This window comes from Deinococcus grandis (assembly GCF_001485435.1).
Taxonomy (GTDB): Bacteria; Deinococcota; Deinococci; order Deinococcales; family Deinococcaceae; genus Deinococcus; species Deinococcus grandis.
The window spans coordinates 1,325,287-1,350,394 of the sequence record NZ_BCMS01000001.1; the positions used below are offsets into that span (position 1 = coordinate 1,325,287).

Annotated in this window: 25 protein-coding genes; 15 read left to right on the forward strand and 10 right to left on the reverse strand. The window is 71.7% G+C overall.

Annotated features, from left to right (window positions below; genetic code table 11):
• The first annotated feature begins 105 nt into the window (after nucleotides 1–105).
• Complete coding sequence (locus DEIGR_RS06590) at nucleotides 106–756, forward strand: outer membrane lipoprotein carrier protein LolA (protein WP_058976249.1); 651 nt, start codon at nucleotides 106–108, stop codon at nucleotides 754–756.
• A gap of 210 nt (nucleotides 757–966) precedes the next feature.
• On the opposite strand, the gene DEIGR_RS06595 is transcribed toward DEIGR_RS06590, so the two are convergent.
• Nucleotides 967–1,677, reverse strand: a complete 711-nt coding sequence (locus DEIGR_RS06595; RefSeq protein ID WP_058976250.1) for an ABC transporter ATP-binding protein — start codon at nucleotides 1,675–1,677, stop codon at nucleotides 967–969.
• Nucleotides 1,678–1,803: 126 nt separating this feature from the next.
• Here DEIGR_RS06595 and DEIGR_RS06600 point away from each other — a divergent pair, with 126 nt between their 5' ends.
• Nucleotides 1,804–2,499: a Crp/Fnr family transcriptional regulator gene (locus DEIGR_RS06600; protein ID WP_058976251.1), complete on the forward strand. Its 696-nt coding sequence runs from the start codon at nucleotides 1,804–1,806 to the stop codon at nucleotides 2,497–2,499.
• A 168-nt stretch (nucleotides 2,500–2,667) separates the two neighbouring features.
• Nucleotides 2,668–3,090 carry a hypothetical protein gene (locus DEIGR_RS06605; RefSeq protein ID WP_058976252.1) on the forward strand — a complete coding sequence of 141 codons (423 nt, stop codon included), beginning with the start codon at nucleotides 2,668–2,670 and terminating at the stop codon, nucleotides 3,088–3,090.
• Nucleotides 3,091–3,296: 206 nt separating this feature from the next.
• Here DEIGR_RS06605 and DEIGR_RS06610 read toward each other — a convergent pair whose 3' ends face one another.
• Nucleotides 3,297–3,914, reverse strand: coding sequence for a C40 family peptidase (locus DEIGR_RS06610; protein WP_058976253.1), 618 nt, complete (start codon nucleotides 3,912–3,914; stop codon nucleotides 3,297–3,299).
• Between the two features lie 462 nt (nucleotides 3,915–4,376).
• Here DEIGR_RS06610 and DEIGR_RS06615 point away from each other — a divergent pair, with 462 nt between their 5' ends.
• The 5 genes from DEIGR_RS06615 (at nucleotide 4,377) to DEIGR_RS06635 (ending at nucleotide 7,538) form a co-directional block, all read left to right on the forward strand.
• Entirely contained in the window at nucleotides 4,377–4,739 is a 363-nt protein-coding gene (locus DEIGR_RS06615; protein WP_058976254.1) for a hypothetical protein, read from the forward strand.
• Nucleotides 4,740–4,814: 75 nt separating this feature from the next.
• Nucleotides 4,815–5,114, forward strand: coding sequence for a DUF1844 domain-containing protein (locus DEIGR_RS06620; protein ID WP_058976255.1), 300 nt, complete (start codon nucleotides 4,815–4,817; stop codon nucleotides 5,112–5,114).
• Between the two features lies 1 nt (nucleotide 5,115).
• Nucleotides 5,116–5,556, forward strand: coding sequence for a D-aminoacyl-tRNA deacylase (gene dtd, locus DEIGR_RS06625; RefSeq protein ID WP_058976256.1), 441 nt, complete (start codon nucleotides 5,116–5,118; stop codon nucleotides 5,554–5,556).
• A gap of 74 nt (nucleotides 5,557–5,630) precedes the next feature.
• Nucleotides 5,631–6,728 carry a LysM peptidoglycan-binding domain-containing M23 family metallopeptidase gene (locus DEIGR_RS06630; RefSeq protein ID WP_058976257.1) on the forward strand — a complete coding sequence of 366 codons (1,098 nt, stop codon included), beginning with the start codon at nucleotides 5,631–5,633 and terminating at the stop codon, nucleotides 6,726–6,728.
• An 18-nt stretch (nucleotides 6,729–6,746) separates the two neighbouring features.
• Entirely contained in the window at nucleotides 6,747–7,538 is a 792-nt protein-coding gene (locus DEIGR_RS06635; protein ID WP_058976258.1) for an N-formylglutamate amidohydrolase, read from the forward strand.
• 58 nt (nucleotides 7,539–7,596) lie between these two features.
• Here DEIGR_RS06635 and DEIGR_RS06640 read toward each other — a convergent pair whose 3' ends face one another.
• Nucleotides 7,597–8,592, reverse strand: coding sequence for a polyprenyl synthetase family protein (locus DEIGR_RS06640; protein ID WP_058976259.1), 996 nt, complete (start codon nucleotides 8,590–8,592; stop codon nucleotides 7,597–7,599).
• Between the two features lie 109 nt (nucleotides 8,593–8,701).
• Here DEIGR_RS06640 and DEIGR_RS06645 point away from each other — a divergent pair, with 109 nt between their 5' ends.
• Both DEIGR_RS06645 and DEIGR_RS06650 read left to right on the forward strand, forming a co-directional pair.
• Nucleotides 8,702–9,751, forward strand: coding sequence for an alpha/beta fold hydrolase (locus DEIGR_RS06645; protein ID WP_083523953.1), 1,050 nt, complete (start codon nucleotides 8,702–8,704; stop codon nucleotides 9,749–9,751).
• A 112-nt stretch (nucleotides 9,752–9,863) separates the two neighbouring features.
• Complete coding sequence (locus DEIGR_RS06650; protein ID WP_058976260.1) at nucleotides 9,864–11,423, forward strand: GGDEF domain-containing protein; 1,560 nt, start codon at nucleotides 9,864–9,866, stop codon at nucleotides 11,421–11,423.
• A gap of 249 nt (nucleotides 11,424–11,672) precedes the next feature.
• Here DEIGR_RS06650 and DEIGR_RS06655 read toward each other — a convergent pair whose 3' ends face one another.
• From DEIGR_RS06655 to DEIGR_RS06665, 3 genes are all read right to left on the reverse strand, one after another.
• A complete protein-coding gene (locus DEIGR_RS06655; RefSeq protein WP_058976261.1) occupies nucleotides 11,673–12,941 on the reverse strand; it encodes a glycerate kinase type-2 family protein in 1,269 nt (422 codons plus the stop codon).
• A 13-nt stretch (nucleotides 12,942–12,954) separates the two neighbouring features.
• Nucleotides 12,955–13,428 (reverse strand): MaoC family dehydratase, encoded by a 474-nt coding sequence (locus DEIGR_RS06660; RefSeq protein ID WP_058976262.1) that lies wholly within the window; start codon nucleotides 13,426–13,428, stop codon nucleotides 12,955–12,957.
• A gap of 82 nt (nucleotides 13,429–13,510) precedes the next feature.
• Nucleotides 13,511–14,395 (reverse strand): HpcH/HpaI aldolase/citrate lyase family protein, encoded by an 885-nt coding sequence (locus tag DEIGR_RS06665; RefSeq protein WP_058976263.1) that lies wholly within the window; start codon nucleotides 14,393–14,395, stop codon nucleotides 13,511–13,513.
• Nucleotides 14,396–14,610: 215 nt separating this feature from the next.
• On the opposite strand from DEIGR_RS06665, the gene aspS reads away from it, so the two are divergent.
• From aspS to DEIGR_RS06680, 3 genes are all read left to right on the forward strand, one after another.
• Nucleotides 14,611–15,942 (forward strand): aspartate--tRNA(Asn) ligase, encoded by a 1,332-nt coding sequence (gene aspS, locus DEIGR_RS06670; RefSeq protein WP_058976264.1) that lies wholly within the window; start codon nucleotides 14,611–14,613, stop codon nucleotides 15,940–15,942.
• A gap of 142 nt (nucleotides 15,943–16,084) precedes the next feature.
• Nucleotides 16,085–16,720 (forward strand): hypothetical protein, encoded by a 636-nt coding sequence (locus DEIGR_RS06675; RefSeq protein WP_058976265.1) that lies wholly within the window; start codon nucleotides 16,085–16,087, stop codon nucleotides 16,718–16,720.
• 22 nt (nucleotides 16,721–16,742) lie between these two features.
• Nucleotides 16,743–17,522, forward strand: a complete 780-nt coding sequence (locus DEIGR_RS06680; RefSeq protein ID WP_058976266.1) for an alpha/beta hydrolase family protein — start codon at nucleotides 16,743–16,745, stop codon at nucleotides 17,520–17,522.
• A gap of 140 nt (nucleotides 17,523–17,662) precedes the next feature.
• On the opposite strand, the gene DEIGR_RS06685 is transcribed toward DEIGR_RS06680, so the two are convergent.
• The 4 genes from DEIGR_RS06685 to DEIGR_RS06700 form a co-directional block, all read right to left on the reverse strand.
• On the reverse strand, nucleotides 17,663–18,340 hold the full coding sequence (locus tag DEIGR_RS06685; RefSeq protein WP_058976267.1) for a spermidine synthase: 678 nt from the start codon (nucleotides 18,338–18,340) through the stop codon (nucleotides 17,663–17,665).
• A gap of 56 nt (nucleotides 18,341–18,396) precedes the next feature.
• A complete protein-coding gene (locus tag DEIGR_RS06690; protein WP_083523954.1) occupies nucleotides 18,397–18,915 on the reverse strand; it encodes a chromate transporter in 519 nt (172 codons plus the stop codon).
• Nucleotides 18,912–19,502: a chromate transporter gene (locus DEIGR_RS06695; protein ID WP_058976268.1), complete on the reverse strand. Its 591-nt coding sequence runs from the start codon at nucleotides 19,500–19,502 to the stop codon at nucleotides 18,912–18,914. Before DEIGR_RS06695 ends, DEIGR_RS06690 begins: the two co-directional genes overlap by 4 nt.
• A 395-nt stretch (nucleotides 19,503–19,897) precedes the next feature.
• Nucleotides 19,898–21,955: a thioredoxin domain-containing protein gene (locus DEIGR_RS06700; protein ID WP_153013661.1), complete on the reverse strand. Its 2,058-nt coding sequence runs from the start codon at nucleotides 21,953–21,955 to the stop codon at nucleotides 19,898–19,900.
• Nucleotides 21,956–22,060: 105 nt separating this feature from the next.
• Between DEIGR_RS06700 and DEIGR_RS06705 the strand changes: the two genes are divergently transcribed.
• Complete coding sequence (locus DEIGR_RS06705; RefSeq protein ID WP_058976269.1) at nucleotides 22,061–22,975, forward strand: transglutaminase-like domain-containing protein; 915 nt, start codon at nucleotides 22,061–22,063, stop codon at nucleotides 22,973–22,975.
• A gap of 60 nt (nucleotides 22,976–23,035) precedes the next feature.
• A complete protein-coding gene (locus DEIGR_RS06710) occupies nucleotides 23,036–24,865 on the forward strand; it encodes an arginine--tRNA ligase (RefSeq protein WP_058976270.1) in 1,830 nt (609 codons plus the stop codon).
• Nucleotides 24,866–25,108: the final 243 nt, after the last annotated feature.

Below are 25,108 nucleotides of genomic sequence, written 5' to 3' on the forward strand. Positions count from 1 at the left end.
CGTGCCGACCGGATTGTGATGATAAATCCCGTCCTGGCGCGAGGTTAAACCTTCCGTCAGGCGCCCGCTTCCCTTCTCATGAGGGCGCGCGGGATACTGCCACGCATGAGCAAACGCCTGACCCTGACCCTCCTCGCGGGCCTCCTGAGCGTCGCGGGCGCGCAGTCCGCGCAGGACATCGTGAACAAGGTGGACGCCGCGCAGAAGGCCGCCAAGGACGTCTCCTTCCGCCTCAGCGGCAACGCCAGCTTCGACAGCGCCGCGCAGAAGATCGACCTGACCGTCAAGGCCATCCCCGCGCAGAGCCTCGCCCGGGTGCAGTTCATGGCGCCCGACGCGCTGGCCGACAACGTGATCGTCGCCGACAAGACCGAGATCCGCCAGTACATGTACCTCACCAACCAGATCACCGTGACCAGCGCGCAGAAAGCCGCCGATCAGGCCGGACTGGGCCTGGACTTCACGCAGCTGACGAACACCGCCAGCATGCTCGCCCGCTACAACGTCAAGCTGCTCGGTACGACCGGCACAGCCGGGAAGCGCGTGTACCAGCTGGAAGCCACGCCAAAGACCGGCGGCAGCGACAGCAGCCGCGTGTGGATTACCGAGGCCGGCTGGCGCCCCACCCGCATCCAGCTGCTCAGCGGCGGCAAGACCATCGCGGACCTGACCGTCAGCAGCTACAAGGTGAACAGCGGCGTCACCGCGACCGCCATCCGGCAGCTGCCCAAGGACGCGCAGATCATCCGCCAGTAATACGAACTCCGTTTGTTTCGCTGACAATCCGGAACTTCACCGGATTGCCAGCTCCACGTCCGGAACCCGCTTTGCTCCTTCTCGCATCCGCTCGGGTTGAAAGATTTTGCAAACCTTTCAACCGGAGTCCGTATAACCCGCCCATCCTCATGCCCAGTGCCGCCCGGTGTCACCGCCGGGCGGCCCCCGTCTGTCGTGGCACGGGCCCCGTCAGTCGAAGTCCGGGGCCTCGTCCGTGAACTGCCCGTCGAGGAGGTGCAGCGTGCGGTCCGCGTAGCGGGTCAGGCGGTCGTCGTGTGTGACGAGCAGCACGCCCGCCCCCTCCTCCCGCGCGAGGCTCACGAGCAGCTGCGCGACCGCCTGCGCGTTCGCGCGGTCCAGACTGCCGGTCGGTTCGTCGGCCAGCACCGCCGCCGGGCGCGCCGCCAGCGCCCGCGCCACCGCCACCCGCTGCCGCTCCCCGCCGCTGAGCACGCCCGGGTACGCGTCCTCGCGGCCCGACAGACCCACCCGCGCCAGCAATTCCCGCGCCCGCACCCCGTCGCCCCGCCCGGACAGCCGCGTGGGAATCAGGACGTTGTCCAGCACCGTCAGGTCCTCCAGCAGGTAGTGATGCTGGAACACCAGCCCCAGCTGCGCGGCGCGGCGCTGCGCGCGCGGCTGCGTGCCCAGCGAATCCACCCGCTCGCCCGCCCAGTGCACCTCGCCCGCCTGCGGGGTGTCCAGGCCGCCCAGCAGGTGCAGCAGCGTACTCTTGCCGCTGCCCGACGGTCCCGTCACGGCCACCACCTCGCCCGGCCGCACCGCGACGCTCACGCCGCGCAGCACGGTCTGCGCGCCGAACGCCTGCGCCAGCGCGCGGCCCTCCAGGGCCGGGGGGACGGTGGGGACAGGGGCGGGCGAGCGGGTCACGCGGGGCATCCTACAGCGGAACGCCCGACCCGGCGCGCTGGGCCGCCGCGCCGTGGACGTGAGACCGGCGGGCGGGCGGTGCTCCCGGCGCGGTGACTGTTCACGTGTGCCAAGTCAGGCTAGGATGGGCAGGTCATGGCCCGGCAGGACGATCTCAAGCGCTCACCACTCTTTCAGAACGTGCCCCAGGAGGCGCTGCTGGAAGCGTCCCAGGTGACCACCGAACGTCACTTCCGCGCCGGTCAGGTCATCCTCGAACAGGACGCCGAGGGCGAGGCGCTGCACCTGATCACCCGCGGCGTCGTCCGCGTGTCCCGCGTCAGCCTGGGCAGCCGCGAACGCGTCATGGGCGACGTGTACGCCCCGGCCGTCGTCGGCGAGACCGCCGTGCTCGGCGGCGGGGAACGCAGCGCCACCGTCCGCGCCCTGAGCGACGTCACCACGCTGATGCTGTACCGCACCCACTTCCAGCAGATCCTGCGCCGCTACCCCGACGTGCTGTGGAACCTCAGCGCCATGCTCGTGCAGCGCGTCACGTTCCTGAACGACGAACTGATCGCCTTCGGCCTGAACACCGAAGCCGCCCTGAGTCACGTGTTCACGAACCTCTACCAGCAGCGCGTCCGCGCCGGCGTGTCCAACCCCGAGCTGCTTCCCCTGAGCACCCAGGACATCATGGCCCGCATCTCGTCCAGCCGCGAGACCGTCTCGCGCGTCATGCGCCGCCTCCAGCAGGCCGGACTGGTCAAGAGCAACGGCCAGCAGGTCATCCTGCTGGACGTCGACGGACTGCTGGGCATCACCCTGGAAGAAGCCGAACAGGCCGAGTAGACCCCCGCACGTCCGGACGCCCCGGCAGGCGACACGTTGCGTCCATGCGACGCCTCGGTGACGTGATGGTCCTGGACTTGAGCGCTGCGCTGATGGTGGGCCCTGCCCTGACCCGCCCGGCCCCGGAGCACCGGGTCGCGGGGCGTGCGGGGCGCTAGCCTGCGGGTCATGCGTGCGCCTGCCATCCTGACCGTTACCCTCGCCGTTCTCGCCGTGCTGGGGGGGGTGGTGTGGTGGCAGTCCGGCGCACGCTGGCGCGGGGAGCTGTACTGCTTCGCGGATCCGGCGCGGGTGTGGGGGGTCGCGGAGCGCCCGGCGGACCTGACCCCGTCGTGCCCGTCCTCGCAGGGCGTGCGGCGCGAGGTCCGCAGCGGTCAGACGCGCGTGGAGCAGTTCACGCTGGCCCGCTGGGACCCGGCGCTGGTGCGTGACCTGCTGACGGCGCGCGGGTACGCGGTCGCGCACGCCCTGCCGGACGACGGTATTCAGGTCGAGGCGGTCCTGACGCGCGCGGGCGAGACGGTGCTGTTCACGGCCGCGCATCAGGGGGCGGGGACGTTCGTGACGCTCAGTTCGCCCGGTGAACGCTGACAGCGGTGCTCGGAGGCGAGGCGCCGTCAGCACCAGCGGCTGGCCGTGAAGTCCCGGGAACGTGCCGCTGGCCAGTGGGTGGACCTGGACACTGTCATGCGCGGGGCCGCGCTGGGTGGCTTGGTGACAGGGGGGTAAAGCAGGGGGTAAAGCAGCGCCCCCGCCCTGGTGGGGGCGGGGGTCCGATGAAAGCGCTGCGGCGACGGTCAGTTCAGGACGCGGCGGGCGCCGTCGTAGCGGTTGGCCCAGTAGGGGTTGCCGAACAGGGGTTCGATCATGGTGCGGCCGTGGTAGCTGTTGGCGTTGGCCATCATGCCGTCGCCGAGGTACACGCCGACGTGGCTGGCGGTGCGGCCCATGGTGTTGAAGAACACGAGGTCCCCGGCGCGCAGGTCGCGGCGGCTGACGGCGCTGCCGACCCGCCACTGCTGCGCGGCGGTGCGGGGCAGGTTGATGCCCAGCTGGCGGAAGACGCTCATGGTGTAGCTGCTGCAGTCCAGGGCGCCGCCGCCGGTCGCGCCGAGCACGTAGCGGGCGCCGAGGTAGCGGGTGGCGGCGGCGCGGATGCTGACGCCCTGGGGGGCCTGGGTGGGCGCGGCGGCCTGGGGGCGCGCGGCGGGTGCGGGGGTGCCGCCCAGGTTGAGGGTCTGCCCGACCTGGATGGTGGTGCTGGGCAGTTTGTTCAGTTTCATCAGGGTGGGGGCGTCCACGCCGGCCTTCTTGGCGATGGAGTACAGGGAGTCGCCGGGTTTGACGGTGTAGGAGGCGGCGGTGGCGGTTCCGCACAGGGCCAGGAGGGTCAGGAGGGTGCGCGTGGCTTTCATCGGTAGGGCAAGTTTAACCTACCTTTATTTATTCGTCCTTAATTCATCTGCTTTCCGGCACTCCGTATGCGCCTATACGGTCTCTATACGCCCCGCACGCTGATTTATGAGTCAGGAATACGCCTCTCTTGTCATGATTCTCAGAATTCAGCTCACGGCACTGGATGCAGGGAAAGTGCCCTGCTGCACGCCTCACGCGGCATTTGCCGAAAATCCCGCAACCTCATCGTTCTCACGTCCGCGCCCGGCGGGCCGCTCCGCCTCCACCGAAGGGATGACGACCACCCTGCCCCACACACGTCACTGACGGTGCGGACGATACACATCATGCACATGACTATACGCGCAGGCCGCGCCGCCTCATGAGCCTTGCCGCACGGAGCTGCAGCCGCCTGCCTATACTCGGCACAGCACCCCGCACCTCGCCCGACCGGTGGCGATCGGGGTACCCTGGAGGACGGCATGAAGGAAATCCTCTCGACCGAGCAGATCCAGACCGGACTCAAGCACTACCGCCGCATCGCCCGGCAGGACATGCTGCGATCAGGCGAAACACCGCACCCCGACGCGTTCCTGAAACACGCCGAGAGCCGCCGCGAGGTCTACACCCGCCTCGGCGCGTTCGCCGACGACCACGGCCCCGACGAGGTCATCACCCACGCGCTGGACCTGTACCGCACCCTGCCCTTCGTGACCGGCACGCCCGAACACGAACACCCCGACATCAAGGGGCAGGAAAACGCGCTGGAGAACTTCTTCCTGCTCGTCGGCCTGGACCCCAAGACCCGCCGCGAGGCCCGCAGCAAACGCCCCCGACTGAGCTGAAGATCCCGTAACACCACGCCGCCCCCTGCCCCGCAGGCGGGCGGCGAACCACTGGCAGCCGCTACACTTCCAGCCATGTCGAACCCCGAATTCGTCGGACTCGTGAACTCCCTGCAGGCGACTGCCGAGGCCGCCCTGGGCGACCTGAACGCCGCCACCGCCAGCGCCGCCCGCGACGGCCTACTGGAAGAACGCCGCGCCCGCCAGACCGCCGAGCGCAGCCTGAAACTCCTGACCATGCTCGCCGAGAAGACCCGCGGCAACCTGGACTTCACCGAGGCGGACCTGCTGACCGACGCGATCGCCAGCGTCCGCGAACGCCTCGCCGCGCCCAGCCCCAGCGCCGACACCTCCGACACGACAGACGCGAACTGACGTGCGCGCCACCCTCCAGCGCGTCACCCGCGCCACCTGCACCGTTGACGGGGAACTGACCGGGCAGACCGGCCCCGGCCTGCTCGTCCTGCTGGGCGTCGCGCCCGGTGACACCGACGCCACCGCCCACGCCATGGCCGCCAAGATCGCCAAGCTGCGGATCTTCGGCGACGAGCAGGGCCGCATGAACCGCAGCGTGCAGGACATCGGCGGCGGCATTCTGAGCGTCAGCCAGTTCACGCTGTACGCCGACACGCGCGGCGGCAACCGCCCCAGCTTCACCGCCGCCGCCCCCCCCGACCACGCCCGCGCGCTGTACCACACCTTCAACGCCGCGCTGCGCGCCCTGGGCCTCCCGGTCGGCGAGGGCGTCTTCGGCGCGCACATGTTCCTCGACCTGACCAACGACGGCCCCGTCACCCTGACCCTCGACCTCGACTGACCGGGCACGAGGGCGCCGTCTCCGGATGTGGGTCCGGGGGCGGTTTCTCACGTCCTGCGCGTAGGGTGGGGCGCATGACGCGCCGAACGCTGGCCGCCCTCGTGCTCCTGACCGCGCTGCCTGCCCTGGCGGCCCCGTACGTGGTGCGGGCCGGGGACACGCTGTACTCGATCGCGCGGGCGAACGGGACGACCGTGGACGCCCTGCTGCGGCTGAACAAGCTGTCCGGCAGCGCGCTGGAGGTCGGGCAGACGTTGCAGCTGCCCGCCAGGGGCGAGACGCCGCCCACCCCGACCGAGAAGCCGGGTCTGCCCGCGCCGCTCCCGCCGGGGCAGCTGGCGCCCACGCCCGCCACGGCCCGCATCGCGGGTGTGAACATCACGGTGCCCACCAGCCTGCGCATGGGTGACGCGTTTCTGCTGGGCCTGAGTGGCGCGCGGGCCGCGCAGGCGACCGTGCGGTTCCCCAGCGAGGTCGGCGAGGACGTCCGGATGCCGAACGAGGTCCTGCGGCCCATCGGCGGCGCCGGGCAGTTCGTGGTGGTGGGCCGCGTGGTGTTGGGCAAGACCACCCCGGTCGTGTACGAGGTGAGTCTGGACGGGCAGCTGGTCCGGGGGCGGATTCCGGTGCTGGGCCTGGAGGACCCCATCCAGCACCTGAACCTTCCCCCCAGCGTGAGTAAGGTCCTGGTGGACCCGGCCCGCGCGGCGGAGGACGCGCTTGTGGAGAAGGCGTACGCGCGCCGCACCCCGCAGGTCTGGAGCAGACCCTTCGCGCCCGCGCTGAACGGAGTCGCGCCGACGAGTTCGTCGTTCGGGCAGCCGCGCACGTACGTGGCGGGCGGCCCGGTCGCGTATCACTTCGGCACCGACTACCCCGCGAAGGCCGGGACGCCCGTACTGGCCGTGAACGACGGGACGGTCGTGATCGCCGGGCGCTACCCGGTGCGCGGCGGACTGGTCGTCATCGACCACGGGGCGGGCGTGGTGAGCCTGTACTTCCACCAGAGCCGCGTGACCGCCAAAGTGGGCCAGCGGGTGAAGCGGGGCGACAAGGTCGGCGAGGTGGGCAGCACCGGCCTGAGCGCCGGGCCGCACCTGCACCTGGAGATCCGCGTGCGCGGCGAGGGCACCAACCCCGCCGGGTGGGTGGGCCGCCTGTGGCCCCGCTGAGGGGCGTATCCTCCGGGCGTGCCTGAACTGAACCGACTGCTGGTCGTGACGCCGCACCCGTCCGGCGCGCTGCCCGCCGAGGTGCTGAGCGACATGCTCGGCCCGGACCTCCTGAACGCAGAGGCGCGGGACGCCCTGCTGCGCCGTGTGTTCCTCGACGGCGACCCGTACACCGACCTGATCTTCCACCTGCCGGGCGCGCGCAGCGTGCAGGCCGCCTGGAGCCGCTTCGCGGTGGACCTGAACCGCGAGCGGGACGACCGGGACGAGAACGGCGTGATCAAGCGCGGCACCTTCGACCGTCAGCCTCTCTACCCGCCGGCCTTCACCATGAGCGAGGCGGCGCGCGAGACCCGGCTGCGCCGCTACTGGGACCCCTTCCACGCGCTGGTGGCCCTGGAGGCACAGGAGGCGGCGCTGCTCATCGTGGGGCACTGCATGGCCCCCAGCGGCCCGGCCCTCAGTCACGACACGGGCACTCCCCGGCCGGGTCTGTGCCTGATGACCGGCACGGACGATGCCCCCACCTTCCCGCGCGCGGCGTGGGAGACCCTGCGCGCCGCCTGCGCCGACGCCTTCGCGCCGGTACTGACGGGTACCCCCTACCCGGACGTGCAGGTGGGCGTGCCGTGGCAGACCGACACCATCAGCGCCGCGTACGCCGCGCCGGACCGCGCGGCCTTCGGCATCGAGGTGAACTCCGGACTGTACCTGAACGCCGACGGCACACCCCGCCACGACGTGATCCGCGCGCTGAACGAGGCCTTCGCCCGCTTCGCCCCGCAGGCCCTGGCCCTCGCCCGGGGCTGAGCCGACAGAAAAGGAGAAAGGAGGACGCGCCGCGGCCCCCTCCATTCAACAGTCAGGTTCAGTGGTCGCGGGTGGCGAGGGTCCGCATGGCGCCGATCAGCTCATGCGCCGCCTGCGGGTTCGCGGCGCCCGCCAGGGCCCCCTCCAGCGCGGCGAGGCCAGTGACGGCCTCCCGGTCGGCGTAGGCCTGCGCGTGGGCGACGCTGCCGCTCTCCAGCAGCCAGCGGTGGATGTCCGCGATCACGCCCGCGTCCTTGTCGGGGCGGGCGCGGTGCATCTGCGCCAGGAAGGCGCCGCGCTGATCGGCGGGGGCGTGCGCCAGCCAGTGCAGGACGATCATGGTGCGTTTGCCTTCCAGCAGGTCGCCGCCGATCTCCTTGCCGTACTTGGCGGGGTCGCCGTTCAGGTTCAGGACGTCGTCGCGGATCTGGAAGGCCGCGCCCAGCGCCAGCCCGGCGGGCAGGAAGTCCGGGTGCGGCGTGGCCCCGGCGGCCAGCGCGCCCAGTTGCAGCGGCACGACCACCGTGTAGTACGCGGTCTTCAGGCGCACCATGTCCAGGTAGTCGGCCTCGGTCAGGGTCCACTCGCGGGCCTCCACCCAGCCCAGGTCGAGGTGCTGGCCCTCGGCGGTGCGGTGGATCATGTCCAGGAACGCCTCCATCGCGCCGGGCACGCCCGCGCGGTGCACGGCCGCCCACATGTAGGCGTGCAGGCCGTCCCCGGCGTTGATCGCCAGGGGCACGCCGTGCAGGCGGTGCAGGGCCGGGCGGCCGCGGCGTTCCTCGCTGTCGTCCTCGATGTCGTCGTGGATCAGCACCCAGTTCTGGAAGAGTTCCAGCGCCGCGGCGAGCCACAGCGCACCCTCCCACGCCGGGGTTCCGGGCTGCGCGCCGTGCGCGCGGGCGCTGGCGAGCAGCAGGTCGCTGCGGATGCCCTTGCCGCCGCGCCCGGGGTAGTCGCGCAGCATCGCGTGGTACGCGGCGAGTTCGGGCCGCCCGGCGTGGGCCGGGTCGGGCAGCAGGGACAGCACGCGGGACAGCAGTTCGGCACGCATCGCCGCGCAGCATAGAGCAGCCGCCCGCACGCCGCAGCCGAAGGGCACATGAAGGCACACTGGGTCCTCCCGGACAGTTTTCCTCGGCGGGGCCCGGGAGGATGGAGGTATGACGCCCTCCCGCTCCAAGCTCCGCGCGACCTCCCGCCCCGGCCGGGTGCGGCGCGCCGTGACCCTCGGCCTGCTGCTCGGCGGCCTGACCCTGGGGGCCGTCGCCGCCGCGCAGGCCGCGCAGACCCAGGCGGCCCCGGCCCAGACTGCCGCCACCCCCGCCGCGACCGCCTCAGCCGCGACCACCACCCTGCGGCCCGCCCTGAGTGGCGAGCGCCGGTTCCTGACCCTGCCGGGCTTCGGGCGGGTCGCGTACTACGCCGACCCGCGCGGCGAGGGCCGCCCCCTGATCCTGACCGTCAGCGTGAACGCCGCCGCCAGCGCCTACGAGATGAAGCCGCTGTGGGACGCCTTCGCCGGGAAGCGCCCGGTGTACGTGCTGGAATGGCCGGGCTTCGGCAGCAGCGACCGCCCGGACGTGAAGTACACGCCCGCCCTCATGACGGGCGCCCTGACCGCCCTGGTCGCCGAGGTGGGCCGCGACGTGGACGTCGTCGCCCTGAGCCTGGGCAGCGAGTTCGCCGCGCGCGCCGCCCTGCAGGAGCCCCGCATCCGCACGCTGGCCCTGATCAGCCCCAGCGGCCTGGGCCAGCCGCGCGGCGGCACCCAGCGCGCTGCGGACGAGGACGGCGGGCAGACCCTCTACAACCGCCTGAACGCCGTCAGCACCCCGCTGTACGCGCTGCTGCGCACCCGCATCAGCATCGAGTACTTCCTGAGCCGCTCCTTCCGCGGCCCGGTCGACCAGGGTCTCGTGAACTACTCGCTGGACACCACCCGGCAGCCCGGCGCGAAGTACGCCCCGGTGTACTTCATCAGCGGGCAGCTGTTCACCGCCGACGCGTACGGCGACCTCTACAGCCGCCTGCAGGTGCCCACGCTGGTGCTGTACGACCAGGACGCCTTCGTGTCCTTCGACCGCCTGCCGCAGTTCACGGCGCAGCCCGGCGTGCGCGCCGTGCGCATCGGGGGCACCGACGGCCTGCCGCACTTCGAGAAGACCAGCGAGGTGGTCGAGGCCCTCGGGGCGTTCTGGGCCGCCCCCTGACCCGCTGCCCGCCTGACCCTGCGCCCCCGCCCCGGGTCCACTGCCCCTGACGGGGGCCACCACATGTGACCCGCCAGCAGCCCCCGCGCGCCGTATCGTGTCGTGAGAGATCATGACCGACGCGCCCGCCCCACCCCCCCTCACTCTGGCCCAGGCCTGGGAGGAGCGCGACACGGACCCCGCCCGCGCCCGCCAGAGCGCCCGCGCGCACCTGAACACCCCCGCCCACGCGCAGGCCAGCGTCCTGCTCGGCTACCTCGACTGGCGCGCCGGGCAGCTCCCGCAGGCCACCGAGGACATCAGCGCCGCGATCGGCACCCTGCGCCTCGGGGAACCCAGCGTGTGGCTCGGGCGGGGCCTGAACATCCTCGCGGCCCTCCAGAGCACCGTGAACCGCGCCGACCGCGCCGTCGAACTGTACGAGGAACAGGTCTCCCTGGCCCGGCACATCAACGACGCGGAACTCACCGCGACCGCCCTGCACGACCTCGCCGTCGAACTGCGCCGCAGCGACCCGCAGCGCGCCCGCGCGCACATCACCGAGGCGCTCGGCACCTTCCGGGGGCTGAACTACACCTTCGGCGTCGCCATCGCCCACGCCAACCTCGCCGAATTCGACCTGGACGAGGGCGACCTGCCCAGCGCCTACCGGCACGTGCAGCAGGCGCTGGGTTACCCGCACCTCGACCAGCACCCCCACCTGGAAGCGAGCCTGCTCACCACCCTACTGCTCGTGCACCCCCCCGGCACCAGCGACGCCGAACGCCGCCGCGCCCAGCGGCGCCTGCGGCAACTGCACGACGACAGCCGCAACCCGGAACTGCGCGCCACCGTCGCCCTGGCCCTCGCCGCGCACACCGACAACCAGACCGCCAGCACCCTCCTCTCGGACGCGCTGCGCGACCTGACCCCCCTGGGCGACCACGTCCTGCTGCCCGACCTGCACGAGCAGCTCAGCGGCCTGCGCGACCAGCTCGGCGACCCCGCCGCCGCCCTGCACCACCTGCGCGAGACCCTCGCCTACACCCGCCGCACCCACGCCGCCGAACGCCGCCAGAACTTCCAGACCTTCGAGATCCTCGCCCGCATCCAGTCCCTGCAGGACCAGGCGCGAGAGGAACGCCAGCGCAACACCGAACTCCAGGCGCACCTGCAGGAACTGCGCGCCCTGAACGCCCGCATCCGCGAACTGGGCCGCACCGACCACCTGACCCGCCTCGCCAACCGCGAGCACCTCTTCACCGAAGGCCAGCACCTCGCGCAGACCGCCACCGACCACACCCCGCTGAGCGCCGCGCTGATCGACATCGACCACTTCAAGGTCGTGAACGACACCTGGGGCCACCAGACCGGCGACCTCGTGCTGCAACGCGTGGCCCGCATGATCCTCGACGTGGCCCGCCCCGGCGACATCGCCGCCCGCTACGGCGGCGAGGAATTCGTGCTGCTGCGCCCGGCGCCCGCCGGGGACCTCAGCGCCAGCTGCCACGACCTCCAGCAGCTCATCCGGCTCCACCCCTGGAGCAGCGTCGCGCCCGGCATGCACGTCACCCTGAGCATCGGCGTGGCCCAGACGACCACCCCGGACTTCGACCGGCTGCTCGGCGACGCCGACCGCCGCCTGTACCGCGTGAAACGCGACGGCCGCAACAGCATCCTCGACCACGACTGACCGGGGCGAACAGCGGCACCCCGGGGTGAAGCGCCCGCCCCGGGGCTCCACCTCCGACCGTGCCCTTCCCAGGTGTTACCGGACGGGAGAGGGGGCGCGTCATACGGGATTCAAGTGATTCCACATCATTCGGAGTCGCCCGGTGGCCCCCTCACCCTTCCGTCGCTTCGCTCCTCCCTCCCTCTCCCACCAGGGGAGAGGGGACAATGGAACGCGATCACGGTGCAAGCAAGTCAATTTAATCCCGTATCATTCGATCAGCACGGCGCGGACATCACCGACGTTGTGCCCGGTCGGTCCGGTCCGCAGCAGGTCCCCCAGCGCCTCGAAGAAGGGGTGCGCGTCGTGACGGCGCAGGGACTCGCGCGGGTCCAGACCCAGTGCGCGGGCGCGGTCCAGGCTGTCCGGGTGCAGGATCGCGCCCGCCGCGTCACTGCTGCCGTCCACGCCGTCACTCCCCGCAGACAGGACGTGCACGCCGCGCAGCCCCGCCGGGGTGCCGCCCAGCTCGGTCAGGAGGGCCAGTGCGAACTCCAGGTTCCGCCCACCCCGCCCGGCGTCCGGGCCGAGCGTGACGGTCGCCTCGCCGCCCGACAGGAGGGCCACCGGGCGCGGGGCGGGCGTGCCGTGCTCCTGCACGCTGCGGATCACGGACGCGTGGAACGCCGCCAGCGCCCGGGCCTCGCCAGTGAAGGTGTCCCCCAGGATCAACGTGGGCACCCCCTGGGCCGTCAGCGCCTCCCGCGCGGCCTCAAGCAGATGACGGTTCCCACCGATCACCGTCGCCTCCGAGTCGGGCAGGGCCACCGGCGTGTCCGGCGCGCCGCTGAGGAAGAACGCGCGGGCCTCCGGCGCGGCCAGCCCGTAGCGGTCCAGCACGGCCAGCGCGTCTGCGAACGTGGTCGGGTCCGGCACGGTCGGCCCGCTGGCGATCATGTCCAGCGGATCCCCCACCACGTCCGACAGGACCAGCGTCCGCACCCGCGCGCGGGTCGCCAGGGCCAGCCCCCCGCCCTTCACGGCCGACAGGTGCTTGCGGACCGTGTTGATCTGCGTGATGTCCGCCCCGCAGCGCAGCAACTCGCCGGTCAGCGCCTGCTTCTGCGCCAGGGTCACGCCGCGCGGCGCGCACAGCAGCGCACTCCCACCCCCGGACAGCAGCACCAGCGCCCGCTGCCCGGCCCGCAGCGACCCCAGCCGCTCCAGCGCCGCGCGGCCCGCCCGGACACTGCCCCCGTCCGGCACCGGGTGGCCTGCCTCGATGACCTCCACCCACGGCCACACCTCACCCAGTGGAGCACTGCCGTGCGGCGTGACCACCAGCGTCGGCACGCCCGCGTGGGCATCCAGCGCCGCGCGGGCCATCGGCACGCTGGCCTTCCCGACCGCCAGGATGAACTCCGGGCGCGGCCCGCCCAGATGCGGCGCCAGCAGCCGGGCAGGGGAGACCGCGTCCAGTGCGCTCAGGAACGCGCGGCGCAGCACCTCGGCAGGCTCGTCGGCGGGGCGGGGGACCATCAGGCGGACCGGGTCAGGCGGGCCGCCGCTGCATCAATGCCGTGCGTTTGCACCTCGCGACGACCTCGCCCCTCTGGTTCAGCGCGCGGTGCTCCACGATCACGATCCCCGCGTCCGGGCGGCTGCGGCTCTCGCGGACCTCCAGCACCTCCGACTCCGCGCGGATGGTATCGCCGTGGAACACCGGTTTCGGGAACACCACGTCCGTCAATCCCAGGTTCGCGACCAGCGTACCCAGCGTCAGCTCGTGCACGCTCAGGCCCACCAGCAGACTCAGGGTCAGCAGGCTGTTCACCAGCGGCCGCCCGAACTCGGACGCGGCCGCGTACTCGTGATCCAGATGCAGCGGCTGCGGATTCATCGTCATCGTCGTGAAGAACACGTTGTCCGCCTCGGTCACCGTGCGCGTCACGCGGTGCCGGATCACGGTGCCGGGCGTCAGTTCCTCCAGGTAACGCCCCTGCGGGCGGTTCAGATCCTCATTCATGGGTGCCTCCGGGTTGTGGGCTGTGGGAAGTGGGTTGTAGGAAGGGAAGGTCATGGTGGTCCCACGACCCACACCCCACGACCTACATCCCCTCCTGCGCCAGGATGGCGCGTGCGGCGGCCAGCATGGGTTCGTCCACCATCTGGCCCTCGAAGCTGAACGCGCCGTGGCCCTGCGTGGCGGCGTCGTGCGCGGCGGCGAGCAGGGCGCGGGCGCGCTCCGTCTCGGCGGGGGTCGCGCCGAACAGCTCGTGCGTCAGTTCGACCTGCGCGGGGTGGATGCACAGCTTCCCGGCGTAGCCCAGCGCGCGTCCCAGTCCGGCGTCCTCGCGGAAGCGGTCCGGGTGGTTCAGGGCGGTCACGACGATGTCCAGCGCGGGCACGCCGGTCAGGCGCGCGGCCAGCGCCACCTGCGAGCGGGCGTACAGGACCTCCAGCCCGCCGGGCGTGCGCCGCCCACCCAGGTCCGTGGTGTAGTCCTCCGCGCCGAAGTACGCCCACTGCACGGCGGGTTCACGCAGGATCTCGTGCGCGTGCCACACCCCGGCGCCCGTCTCCAGGCCCGCCAGGATCGGCAGGGTCAGGCCGAAGGTCGCCAGGGCGTTCACGACCTGCCGCACGTCGTCCGCACGCTCCAGTTTCGGCACGACCACCCCCGCCAGTTCGGGCGTCAGGACGTGCAGGTCATCCGCGAAGTACGGCGAGTGGACGGCGTTCACGCGCAGGAACACCGGCAGGTGCGGCGCGGCGGCGATCAGGTCCCGCGCGGCGTCCCGCGCGACCGGGCGGGCGGCGGCCTTCGCCTCGGGCGTACCGGGGATGGCGTCCTCCAGGTCGATCACCACCGCGTCGGGGGCGCTGCGGGGCAGTTTGGCGATCAGGTCGGCGCGGTTCCCCGGCGCGAACAGCAGGCTGCGGGGCCGCGCCAGCCCAGCGGGACGCCCGGCCGAACGAACGTTCGTTGACATGCCCAGCAGGATAGCGACTCCGACCCGCCCCGCGCGCCTGCCTAGCCGCCCGCGTTGACCGCCCCCGCCGGGCGCGCGTACACTGCCCCGCATGATCGCGGCGAACAACAACGTGAATGATGATCCCTGCTAGGGGACGTCACGCCGCATACCGCGCCCCCGACACCCTCACCGGAGTCGGGGGCTTTTCAGTGAACAGTGAACAAGGAGCCCGCATGACCACCCCAGCAACCCAACCGGCCCAGCAACGCCTGCCCCGCACCCTCACCCGCGACCTCAGCCACCACGACGGTCAGACCGTGCGCCTCCAGGGCTTCGTGCACGCCCGGCGCGACCTGGGCGGCGTGCAGTTCCTGGTGCTGCGCGACGTGAGCGGCGTCACCCAGTGCGTCGGCAGCGGCCTGACCCTGCCCCTGGCCGAGAGCAGCGTGGAGGTCACCGGGAAGGTCAAGGCCCACCCCAAGGCCCCCGGCGGCTTCGAGGTGCAGGTCGAGGACTTCCGCGTCATCTCGGCGGCCGTGGAGCCCGCCCCGGTCGAGATTCCCAAGATGGAATGGAACGTCAACCCGGAAACCATGCTCGACTACCGCGTCGTCACCGTCCGCGGCCTGAAGGAACGCGCCGCGCTGAAGGTCCAGGCGGAACTCGTCGCCGCGTTCCGCGACCACCTCATGACCGAGGGCTTCACCGAGATCAGCACCCCCAAGATCGTCTCCGCGGGCGCCGAGGGCGGCGCGAACCTGTTCCCCATCGACTACTTCGGGCACCCCGCGTACCTCGCGCAGAGCCCGCAGCTGTACAAGCAGATCATGGTCGGCGTCTTCGAGCGCGTGTTCGAGGTCGCGCCCGTCTACCGCGCCGAGGAACACGCCACCAGCCGCCACCTCAACGAGTACCTGAGCCTGGACGTCGAGATGGGCTTCATCGAGGACGAGGAAGACGTCATGAGCCTCGAAAACCGCCTCCTGGCCGCCATCATGACCCGCCTGAAGACCACCGCGCAGGCCGAGTTCGACCTGCTCGGCGCCCACATCCCCGACGTGCCCGCCCACATCCCCCGCATCACCCTGCTCGACGCCCGCGCGCTCGTGCAGGAGAAGTACGGACACGTGGTCGGCGGCAAGGACCTCGACCCGGAAGCCGAGCGGCTGCTGTGCCAGCACTACGCGGAAACCGCGGGCAGCGACTTCGTGTTCGTCACCAAGTACCCCCGCGCCGCCCGCCCCTTCTACGCCCACCCGGACAGCAACGCCGACGGCACCCCCAGCAGCGAGATCACGCGCGGCTTCGACCTCCTGTTCCGCGGCATTGAGATCACGAGCGGCGGCCAGCGCATCCACGACCACGCCATGCTCATGGAGTCCATCGCCACGTACAAACTCAAACCCGAGACGCTGGAAGGCTACACCGAGGTCTTCAAGTACGGCATGCCCCCCCACGGCGGCTTCGCCATCGGCGCCGAACGCCTCACCGCCAAACTGCTCGGCATCAGCAACGTCCGCTACGCCCGCGCCTTCCCCCGCGACCGCCACCGCCTCACGCCCTGAGGGGCGAGGTCGATGGCTGATGGTCGATAGCTGATGGCCGATGGACAGGCTCGCCCCGGACGGGTGGGCCTGTTCTGCGCTGCGGGGCGGGTGTACGCTGCGGGGGAACCCGTCCAGCCCCCCCGGCCCCGGAGGACCCCCCATGCGCGCACCCGCCACCCGGCCCGCCCTGACCCTCGCCCTGGCCCTGCTCGCCAGCCCCGCCGCGCACGCCGCGTGCAAGCTCGCCGACATCGTCCCGGGCGGCACGTACACCTACCGCATGACCGGCCCCGGCAGCGGCACCTTCACCACCACCAACGCCGTCAAGGGAAGCAGCGTCCGGGCGACCACCACCATCGATGGCCGCACCAGCACCATGACCTGGACCTGCACCTCCAGGGGCCTCAGCGGAACCCTCACCGGAGCGCAGGGCGGCGGCATGACCATGAACAACAGCGCCTTCCTGCCGCCCCTGAACGTCTGGCGGCCCGGGTACAGCTGGACGTCCACCCAGGACATGAGCATGAGCGGCGGCATGACCAGCCGGGGCAGCAGCGTCACCCGCATCGTGAAACGCGAGACCGTCAAGGTGCCCGCCGGAACGTTCAACGCGTGGCGACTCGACACGACCACCACCGTGAAGATCACCCTCCCCGGCGGCCGCACCCCACCCGCCGGCAGTCCGCTCGCGGGCGGCACCACCGTCCAGAGCAGCGTCTGGTACGCGCCCGGCACCGGCATGATTCGCAGCGTGAACAGCGGCATGACCACCGAACTCGTGAAGTTCAAACGCTGAGCGGGGACGGTAGCATCGGCGTATGACCGACCGCGCCCGAGGCAGCAACGAACAGGCCCTGAACGAGGAATTCGCGCAGTTCAGCGTCGGCGGGCAGCGCGTGTACGGCATGCTGCACCGCCCAACCGGGGAGGCGCCCGCGCACGGCTGGCCCAGCGTGATCCTCCTGCACGGCTTCACCGGCAGCCGCACCAGCGACCACCGCCTCTTCCCCCTCCTGTCCCGCTACCTCGCCGCGCGGGGCGTCGCCAGCCTCCGCTTCGACTTCCGCGGCAGCGGCGAGAGCCACGGGGACTTCAGCGAGATGACCGTCACCCGCGAGGTCGAGGACACCCTCGCCGCCTTCGACTACGTGCGCCGCCAGCCGGGCCTCGACCCGCAGCGCGTCATGCTCCTCGGCTTCAGCATGGGCGGCCTCGTCGCCGCCCAGAGCGCCACGCAGGCCCGCCCCCACCGCCTCGCCCTGTGGGCCCCCGCCCTCCCGGAGCTGTGGCTGCCGTTCCTGCGCGGCGGCTTCCTCCCCGCCACCATCACGGATTACAACGGCTGGCCGCTGGGCCGCGACTTCCTCCAGGAAGTCACCCGCCTGCGCCCCCTCGACGCCGCCGCCACCTGGGGCGGCGAGGCCCGCGTCTTCCACGGCGACCAGGACAGAACCTGCCCCCCCGAATACGGCGTCCGCTACGCCCAGGCCCTGCACTGCGACGCCATCGCCATCCCCGGCGCCGGGCACACCTTCGACAACCTGGAGCAGGTGGCCCTGCTCTTCCGCGAGACGACGCGGTTCCTCACCGGGGGGTGAACAGGGGAGTGGGCAGTAGGCAGTGGGGAGTGGGTCGGGCGGAGATGGGCGGGAACGCTGCCGATCGGCCTTCAAGCGACCCGGACGGGATCACCCACGATCCACTTCCCACTCACCACTGACCACTGCCCCGCGAACCGTTACCCGCCCTTCCGCCCCGTCCAGACGGTGTGTTTGCCACCTTTGCCGTGGCGGGCGCGGGGGTGGTGAACCTGGGTGGTGAATCCGGCGCGGGTCAGGGCGTCGGTGAAGCGGGGGACGTGTTCGACGCTCCACACGGCGAGCACCCCGCCGGGGCGCAGGGCGGCGCGGGCGGTGGTGAGGCCGCGCGGGCCGTACAGGGCGTCGTTCGCGGCGCGGGTCATGCCCTCGGGGCCGTTGTCCACGTCCAGCAGGATCGCGTCGAATCCGGCGGGGTGGGCGCGCGTGACCTCGCCCACGTCGGCGACGGTGACGGTCACGCGCGGGTCGCGCAGAGGGTGCCCGGCGACCGCGCCGAGCGGACCGTGATTCCAGGTGACGACCTCCGGCACGAGTTCCGCCACGGTCACCTGCGCCGCGGCGGGCAGGGTGCGCAGCGCGGCGGCGAGGGTGAAGCCCATGCCCAGCCCGCCGATCAGCACGCGCGGCGCGGCGGCCCCCAGGCCGGTCAGGGCGAGCTCGGCCAGGGCTTCCTCGCTGCCGTGCTGGCGGGAGTTCATGAGGTCGTACGGCGCGGCGCGCACGCGGATGCTGAACTCGGTGTCCCGTTGCCACAGCTGCAGTTCGTCGGGGCTACCGGGTACAGGCGCGGAGCCGAGGTGCACCCAGGGTTTCAAGAGAGGCTCCGGTGGGCGTGGGGGAGGCGCGGCATCCGGCCAGTCTACCCGAGCGGTTACAGGCCGAGGACGGCGCCCAGCACGGCGGCCCCGACGACGATCAGCGCGGCGTTGACGCGTGTGCGCCACAGCAGTGCGAACGAGGCGGTGGCGATCAGCGCCCCGGTCCAGCTGTGGATGCTGCCGCGTGCGAGCACCAGCACGCCTGCCAGCAGCACGCCCGCGCCGAAGGGCAGCAGCGCGCTCCGCAGGGAGGGCAGCCAGCGCCAGCGGCTGAGGCGTTGCCACGCGGTCATCGCGGCGGCACTCAGCAGCGCGGTGGGGCCGTAGAAGCCCAGCGTGGCGGCGAACGCGCCCAGCCAGCCGCCCGCCGCGAAGCCGTAGTGAGTCATGGCGAGCATGTTCGGTCCGGGCATGACCTGCCCCAGCGCGAAGCCGTTCGCGAGGAGCTGCGGCGTGATCCAGCCCTTCTGGTCGACCAGTACGCGCTCGATCTCGGGGAGGTTCGCGCCGCCGAAACTCACGAGGCCCAGCCGCGCGAACGTGAGCAGGATGTCCAGCGGTTCGGCGGTCACTCGCCGCTCCTGGGGCGGTGGAGGATCAGGCCGACGATCACGGTGCCTGCCAGCACGAGCAGCAGGTCGGCGCGCAGCACGGCGAGCAGCAGGAAGGTGATCACGGCCAGGGTGGGGCCGAAGCGGATGCCCGCCGTGACCTTCAGGACCGGCAGCGCGGCGGTCAGCATGACGCCCAGCGCCGCGCACGCCGCGCCACGCAGGGCACTCTGCACCGTGGGGGGCAGGCCGCCAGGGAGGCCGAGGGTAATCGCGGTGACGGTCAGCATGGCGATCAGTCCGGGCGTGAGGATGCCCACGACCGAGAGCGCCGCGCCGGGGCCGCCCAGCAGGCGCGCGCCGATCATCGCGGCGAGGTTCACGGCGTTCGGGCCGGGCGTCAGCTGCGCGAGGGTGTAGGCCTCAGCGAATTCGGCGTCGGTCATCCAGCCGCGGGTGGTCAGGGCGCGGCGGGTGTGGGCGGGGAGGCCGCCGCCGATGCCGACCAGCGCGACGCCCACGAACAGCCGCAGCAGCCCGGCGGGCGTGGGGGGCAGGGTGGGGGTGGCGGGCGCGGCGCTGGCGGCCGGGGTGGTGGGCGCGCTCATGCCCCGAGCGTAGCGCCCACACACTCGGAACGCCGAAACTACCCTGGGGACAACACTGAACAGAATGCACGGAACGGGGGTGCGGTGGGGCTACGCTGGGCTGGTGAACCGGGTCAGCCGTCCTGTTGCTGCTCGCCCTGACAGCCTGCAGCCCAGTCGAGAGCAGCAGCAAACGCCGGGACGCCCTGCCAGGACGCCGCGTCGCTGAATCTGGGGCGGTCCGTACAGGTGGAATACGACACGGAACGCTTCGAAGCCCTGACCGGTGGGGGAGAGTCCGAGCGGTTCCGCGTCACGCTGCGGTCTCGGGGGAAGATCGTGGAACAGTACGCGTTCACCTGCCGGGAGTCGGCAAATGGCTCAGTGGAGCTGACCTGAACGCGGCTGCCCTGAGCCTACCGGCCCCCACCGGCCACCCGGTCCAGCTGCGCGCGGAACACCCTGGGTTCGGTGGTGGGCAGGTCGCAGGTGTGGTGCAGGCACACGTACCCGCGCCCGTCACCGGGGCGGTCCTGAAGGACGGGCAGGTCACCACCCGCCTCCGTGAAGGCCAGCGCGGCGAAGGGGAGGAACACGCCCGCCGCGACCTCCTCCAGCGGAGCGCGTTCGTCGGGCGTCCCGATGATGGCGACCTCGGTGTGGGGGGCGTGGAGGAACGCGGCGGCCTGCCACAGCCCACCGAAGCCGCCCGCGGCGGCCAGCATGTCGCTCCGGAAGGCGTTCACGGTGCGGCGCGCCATGCCCTCCGCTTCGTCGTCCGCGAAGTGGCTGTGCATCCACAGGGCCAGCAGCGCGCCCGCCGCGTTCTCGGACAGGACGGCGCTGTCGAAACCCGGAGCCTGCCGCGCCAGGAGGGTCTCGGCGCGGCCTCCGGACGCCATGAACACGCCCGCGTCCTCGTTCCAGAAGTCGCGGCGCACGACTTCCCACAGCGCCCGCGCGCGGTGCAGGTGCGTCAGGTCGCCGCCCGCCTGGAACAGCGCCACGAGGCCCAGGGCGTACAGCGCGTGGTCCTCCATCAGGCCCTCCACGCGCGCCTGCCCGCCGCCCCAGGTGTGCCGCAGCGTGCCGTCCGGCAGGGCGAGGCGATTCTCGATGAACGCCGCGTTCCGGCGCGCGACCTCCAGATACTCGGGCTCGCGGAGGATGCGGGCGGCGTCCGCGAACGCCGCGAGGGCCAGCCCGTTCCACGACGTGAGGACCTTGTCGTCCGTGCCCGGCTGCGGCCTCTGCGCGCGGGCCGCGAGGAGGCGGGCCTTCAGGGCGTCCAGATGCGCCGCGACCTCGCTTTCGGTCTGCCGGAGGTCCAGCGCCAGATCCGGGACGGGCAGCGCCACGAACGGCACGCTGCGGCGCCCCACCTCGGGCCGGTGCGGGTCGAGGAAGTTGCCGGGGTCCGCGATGCCCAGGTGACGGCACAGCAGCTCGCCGTCCGCGTCGCCCAGCACGTCCCGGACCTCGGCGGGCGTCCAGGTGAACGTCAGGCCCTCCACGCCCCCCGTGTCCGCGTCCTGCGCGGAGGAAAACCCGCCGTCCGGGGAGAGCATCTCGCGCCGCAGGTACTCCAGCGTCCCGCGCGCCGCCCCCGCGAACGCCGGATCCCCGCTGAGCTGGTAGGCGCGCAGCAGCGTGCGGGTCAGCTGCGCATTGTCGTACAGCATCTTCTCGAAGTGCGGCACCCGCCACGCCTCGTCCACGCTGTAGCGGTGAAAGCCGCCGCCCAGCTGGTCGTGAAGGCCGCCCGCCAGCATCCGCCGCAGCGTGTGCAGCGCCATCAGCCGGCCCGTGGGCTGCGTCAGCAGGAAATCCAGCGTCGTCGGGGCGGGGAACTTCGGCGCGCCGCCGAAGCCGCCCAGCGCCTCGTCGAACACCCGCCGCAGGTTCCCCACTGCGCGCTCCAGCAGCCCGGCGTCCACCTCACCCTCCGCCACGCGCGGACGGCTGGCCTCGCGGACATGCTCGGTCAGCGCCTCGGCGTTCCCCAGCAGCTTCGGGCGCTCCTCACGCCACGCCCGCTCCACGCTGGCCATCACCCGCGTGAAACTCGGCAGGCCGTGCCCGTCGCGCGGGGGGAAGTACGTCCCGGCGTAGAACGGCGCGCCGCCGGGCGTCAGGAACACCGTCATCGGCCAGCCGCCCTGCCCGGTCAGGGCCTGCGTGGCCGCCATGTACACCGCGTCCACGTCCGGCCGTTCCTCGCGGTCCACCTTCACGTTCACGAAGTGCGCGTTCATGTATTCCGCCGTCGCCGCGTCCTCGAAACTCTCGTGCGCCATCACATGACACCAGTGGCACGTCGAGTACCCCACCGACAGCAGCACCGGCACGTCCCGCTCGCGCGCCTCACGGAACGCGTCCTCGCCCCACGGCCACCACGCCACCGGGTTGTCCGCATGCTGACGAAGGTACGGGCTGCTCTCCTGACCCAGACGATTGATGCCCAGACGGTTCATGGGGCGCAGCGTACCGCCCGCCTGCACGCCCCGGGCGGAACATGAACGCGCCGGGGGTCTGCCCTCACACCCACGCCGCCCCCACCGCGCCTCACACTGAGGGATATGGCTCAGCCCGACGCTGCCCCCGACCCCACCCACCCCACCCCCGGCTTCGAGCGACCGGTCTTCATCCGCGCGGGCTTCCAGCTGACCTTCGACGTGCCCTACCCCACCCCCATGCTGTTCGTCGTGCAGCCCCGCGACCGGCTGGAACCCACCGGCACCCGCCAGCGTCTCCTCGCCCAGCGGCCCCTGGGCGCCGCGCAGGGCATCCACACGTACACCGACACGCACGGCAACACCGTCTGGCGCACCGTCGCGCAGCCCGGCACGTTCACCATCGGGCACGACCTGATCGCCGAGACCACCCGCAACCCCGACCCCGCCCACCCCGACCTGCCCAAGACACCCGTCGAGGGCCTGCCCGACGAGACCATCACGTACCTGCTCCCCAGCCGCTACGTGGACAGCGACCTCGTGAGCGCCGACGCCTGGGAACGCTTCGGGCACATCCAGGGCGGCTGGGCGCAGGTGCAGGCCATCAGCGACTACCTGAACGACACCTGCACGTACGGCTACGGCTCCACCAGCGCCACCACCGCCTTCCAGGCGCTCGGCAGCGGCCGCGCCGTGTGCCGCGACTTCGCGCACATGGGCGTCGCGTTCTGCCGCGCTCTGAACATCCCCGCCCGGTACGTGTGCGGGTACCTGCCCGACATCGACATCACGCCCGACCCGGTCCCCATGGACTTCCACGCGTGGTTCGAGGCGTTCATCGACGGGCAGTGGCGCACCTTCGACGCCCGCCACAACCGCCCCCGCGCGGGCCGCATCCTGATCGCGCAGGGCCGCGACGCCTCAGACGTGGCCTTCACGACCTCGTTCGGCAGCGCCCGCCTGACCCACATGAAAGTCTGGGCCGACGAAACAACCCCCGACATGACCCTGGACACGCCCCCCAACCCCCGTATCTTCTGAACCGGTGACCGCCCCGGGCGGGGTCGTCCGCCCAGGCGCTTTCCCGTACACTTGGCAGTTATGGACCTGAAGGCTCGACTCAAGACCGCCGTGGAGGCCGCCGCCGCACAGATGGGCGCCCCGCTGGACGCCGCCATCCAGGAGACGCCCGCGAACAAACCCGGCGATTACGGCACGCCCGCCGCGTTCCAGATCGCCAAGGCACTGGGACAGAACCCCGCGCAGGTCGCGCAGACGCTCGCGCAGACCGTGCAGCTGCCCGACGGCATCGAGCGCGTGGAGGCCGCCGGGCCGTTCCTGAACTTCTTCGTGGACGTCGGCGGCTTCGTGCGCGGCGTCGTGCAGACGCCCCTGAACCTCCCCGCGCAGGAGGGCAAGGTCGTCATCGAGCACACCAGCGTGAACCCCAACAAGGAACTCCACGTGGGGCACCTGCGCAACGTCGTCCTCGGGGACAGCATGGCGCGCATCTTCCGCGCCGCCGGGTACGAGGTCGAGGTGCAGAACTATATCGACGACACCGGCCGTCAGGCCGCCGAGAGCCTGTTCGCCATGGACCACTACGGCCGCGAGTGGAACGGCGAGCAGAAGTACGACCACTGGCTGGGCGAGGGCTACGTGCAGCTGAACGCCGACCCCGCCAAGGCCGACATGGAAACCGGCATCCGCGAGGTCATGCACAAACTCGAAGAAGGCCTGCTGCGTCCCCTGGTCGAGCAGACCGTGAAGGCCCAGCTGGAAACCTGCTTCCGCATCGGCGCCACGTACGACCTGCTCGTGTGGGAGTCCGACGTGGTCGGCAGCGGCTTCCTGAACCGCGCCATGGACATCCTCGAAGGCAGCCGGTACACCTCGCACCCCACGGAAGGGAAGTTCGCGGGCGCGTTCATCATGGACGTCAGCGAGTTCATGCCCGGCCTGGAGGAATCCAACGTCGTGCTGCGCCGCAGCGACGGCACCGCCATGTACGTCGCGAAGGACATCGGCTTCCAGTTCTGGAAGTTCGGGCTGTTCGAGGGCATGACCTTCAAACCCTTCATGACCGACCCCGCCGGGAACACCATCTGGACCAGCGACCCGACCGGCGACAGCGCCCAGGCGGCCCGCTTCGGGCACGCGCACGAGGTCATCAACGTCATCGACTCCCGCCAGAAGCACCCCCAGATGCTCGTGCGCAGCAGCCTGGGCGTCGCCGGGGAAACCGAGAAGGAAGCGCGCAGCATCCACCTCAGCTACGAGTTCGTGAACCTGAACGGGCAGACCATCAGCGGCCGCAAGGGCATCACCCTGGCCGTGGACAGCGCGCTGGAACAGGCCGCCGCGCGCGGTTTTGCGGAACTCAGCGCGAAGAACCCCGACCTCGCCACGCGGGACGACGCGCAGGAAATCGCCCGCCGCATCGGCGTGGGCGCGCTGCGCTTCGCCATGCTCCGCAACGAACCCAGCCGCGCCTTCGACTTCGACCTCGAAAAAGCCAGCAGCCTCCAGGGCGACACCGCGCCTTACATCCAGTACGCCGCCGTGCGCGCCGCGAACATCCTCCGCAAGGCCCAGGACGCCGGGCACCCCGTGGACGGCACCGGCGCCGCCTGGGACGCCCTGCCCGACGTGGACCTGATCCTCGCCAAGCAGGTCGCCAAACTCCCCGAAGTCGTCGAACAGGCCGTCCGCGCGCACTCCCCGCACGGCGTCGCCCAGTACGCGCTGGACCTCGCCACGTCCTTCAACGCCTGGTACAACGCCAAGGACAAGCAGGGCAAACCCGCCACGAACGTCCTCGCCAGCCCCGAAGGCCTGCGCGAAGCCCGCCTGGCCCTGGTCGCCCGCGTCCGCACCGCGTTCGAGGACACCCTCGGCCTGATCGGCATCGAGATTCCCCCCGCGATGTGAACCACCAGGCGGCCGTCCGCGCTGTCTGACCGCGCGCCTGACGGCCCCCCGGCAAATCCGCTACACTTCCCCCATGATCCGCTCTGCGCTTACCACCCGGGGACGCCTCGACTGACTCAGGTCCGTTCGAGCGTCCCCGGCTGGCTGCCGGGGCGTTTTTTTGTTGATAGTCGATGGTTGATGGACCAGCCTCAGCACCCGCCAGAGCAGCCGCTTCCATCACCTGTCAACGTTCACCCATCA

Bases quoted from the DNA above. Each gene is read 5' to 3' on its own strand.
- DEIGR_RS06695 (WP_058976268.1), bottom strand. From the start codon at position 19,502: ATGAGCGCGCCCACCACCCCGGCCGCCAGCGCCGCGCCCGCCACCCCC.
- DEIGR_RS06595 (WP_058976250.1), bottom strand. From the start codon at position 1,677: ATGCCCCGCGTGACCCGCTCGCCCGCCCCTGTCCCCACCGTCCCCCCG.
- DEIGR_RS06605 (WP_058976252.1), top strand. From the start codon at position 2,668: ATGCGTGCGCCTGCCATCCTGACCGTTACCCTCGCCGTTCTCGCCGTG.
- DEIGR_RS06700 (WP_153013661.1), bottom strand. From the start codon at position 21,955: ATGAACCGTCTGGGCATCAATCGTCTGGGTCAGGAGAGCAGCCCGTAC.
- DEIGR_RS06630 (WP_058976257.1), top strand. From the start codon at position 5,631: ATGACGCGCCGAACGCTGGCCGCCCTCGTGCTCCTGACCGCGCTGCCT.
- DEIGR_RS06650 (WP_058976260.1), top strand. From the start codon at position 9,864: ATGACCGACGCGCCCGCCCCACCCCCCCTCACTCTGGCCCAGGCCTGG.
- DEIGR_RS06600 (WP_058976251.1), top strand. From the start codon at position 1,804: ATGGCCCGGCAGGACGATCTCAAGCGCTCACCACTCTTTCAGAACGTG.
- DEIGR_RS06645 (WP_083523953.1), top strand. From the start codon at position 8,702: ATGACGCCCTCCCGCTCCAAGCTCCGCGCGACCTCCCGCCCCGGCCGG.
- DEIGR_RS06620 (WP_058976255.1), top strand. From the start codon at position 4,815: ATGTCGAACCCCGAATTCGTCGGACTCGTGAACTCCCTGCAGGCGACT.
- DEIGR_RS06590 (WP_058976249.1), top strand. From the start codon at position 106: ATGAGCAAACGCCTGACCCTGACCCTCCTCGCGGGCCTCCTGAGCGTC.
- DEIGR_RS06610 (WP_058976253.1), bottom strand. From the start codon at position 3,914: ATGAAAGCCACGCGCACCCTCCTGACCCTCCTGGCCCTGTGCGGAACC.
- DEIGR_RS06640 (WP_058976259.1), bottom strand. From the start codon at position 8,592: ATGCGTGCCGAACTGCTGTCCCGCGTGCTGTCCCTGCTGCCCGACCCG.
- DEIGR_RS06615 (WP_058976254.1), top strand. From the start codon at position 4,377: ATGAAGGAAATCCTCTCGACCGAGCAGATCCAGACCGGACTCAAGCAC.
- DEIGR_RS06710 (WP_058976270.1), top strand. From the start codon at position 23,036: ATGGACCTGAAGGCTCGACTCAAGACCGCCGTGGAGGCCGCCGCCGCA.
- DEIGR_RS06655 (WP_058976261.1), bottom strand. From the start codon at position 12,941: ATGGTCCCCCGCCCCGCCGACGAGCCTGCCGAGGTGCTGCGCCGCGCG.
- DEIGR_RS06665 (WP_058976263.1), bottom strand. From the start codon at position 14,395: ATGTCAACGAACGTTCGTTCGGCCGGGCGTCCCGCTGGGCTGGCGCGG.
- DEIGR_RS06680 (WP_058976266.1), top strand. From the start codon at position 16,743: ATGACCGACCGCGCCCGAGGCAGCAACGAACAGGCCCTGAACGAGGAA.
- aspS (WP_058976264.1), top strand. From the start codon at position 14,611: ATGACCACCCCAGCAACCCAACCGGCCCAGCAACGCCTGCCCCGCACC.
- DEIGR_RS06660 (WP_058976262.1), bottom strand. From the start codon at position 13,428: ATGAATGAGGATCTGAACCGCCCGCAGGGGCGTTACCTGGAGGAACTG.
- DEIGR_RS06675 (WP_058976265.1), top strand. From the start codon at position 16,085: ATGCGCGCACCCGCCACCCGGCCCGCCCTGACCCTCGCCCTGGCCCTG.
- DEIGR_RS06705 (WP_058976269.1), top strand. From the start codon at position 22,061: ATGGCTCAGCCCGACGCTGCCCCCGACCCCACCCACCCCACCCCCGGC.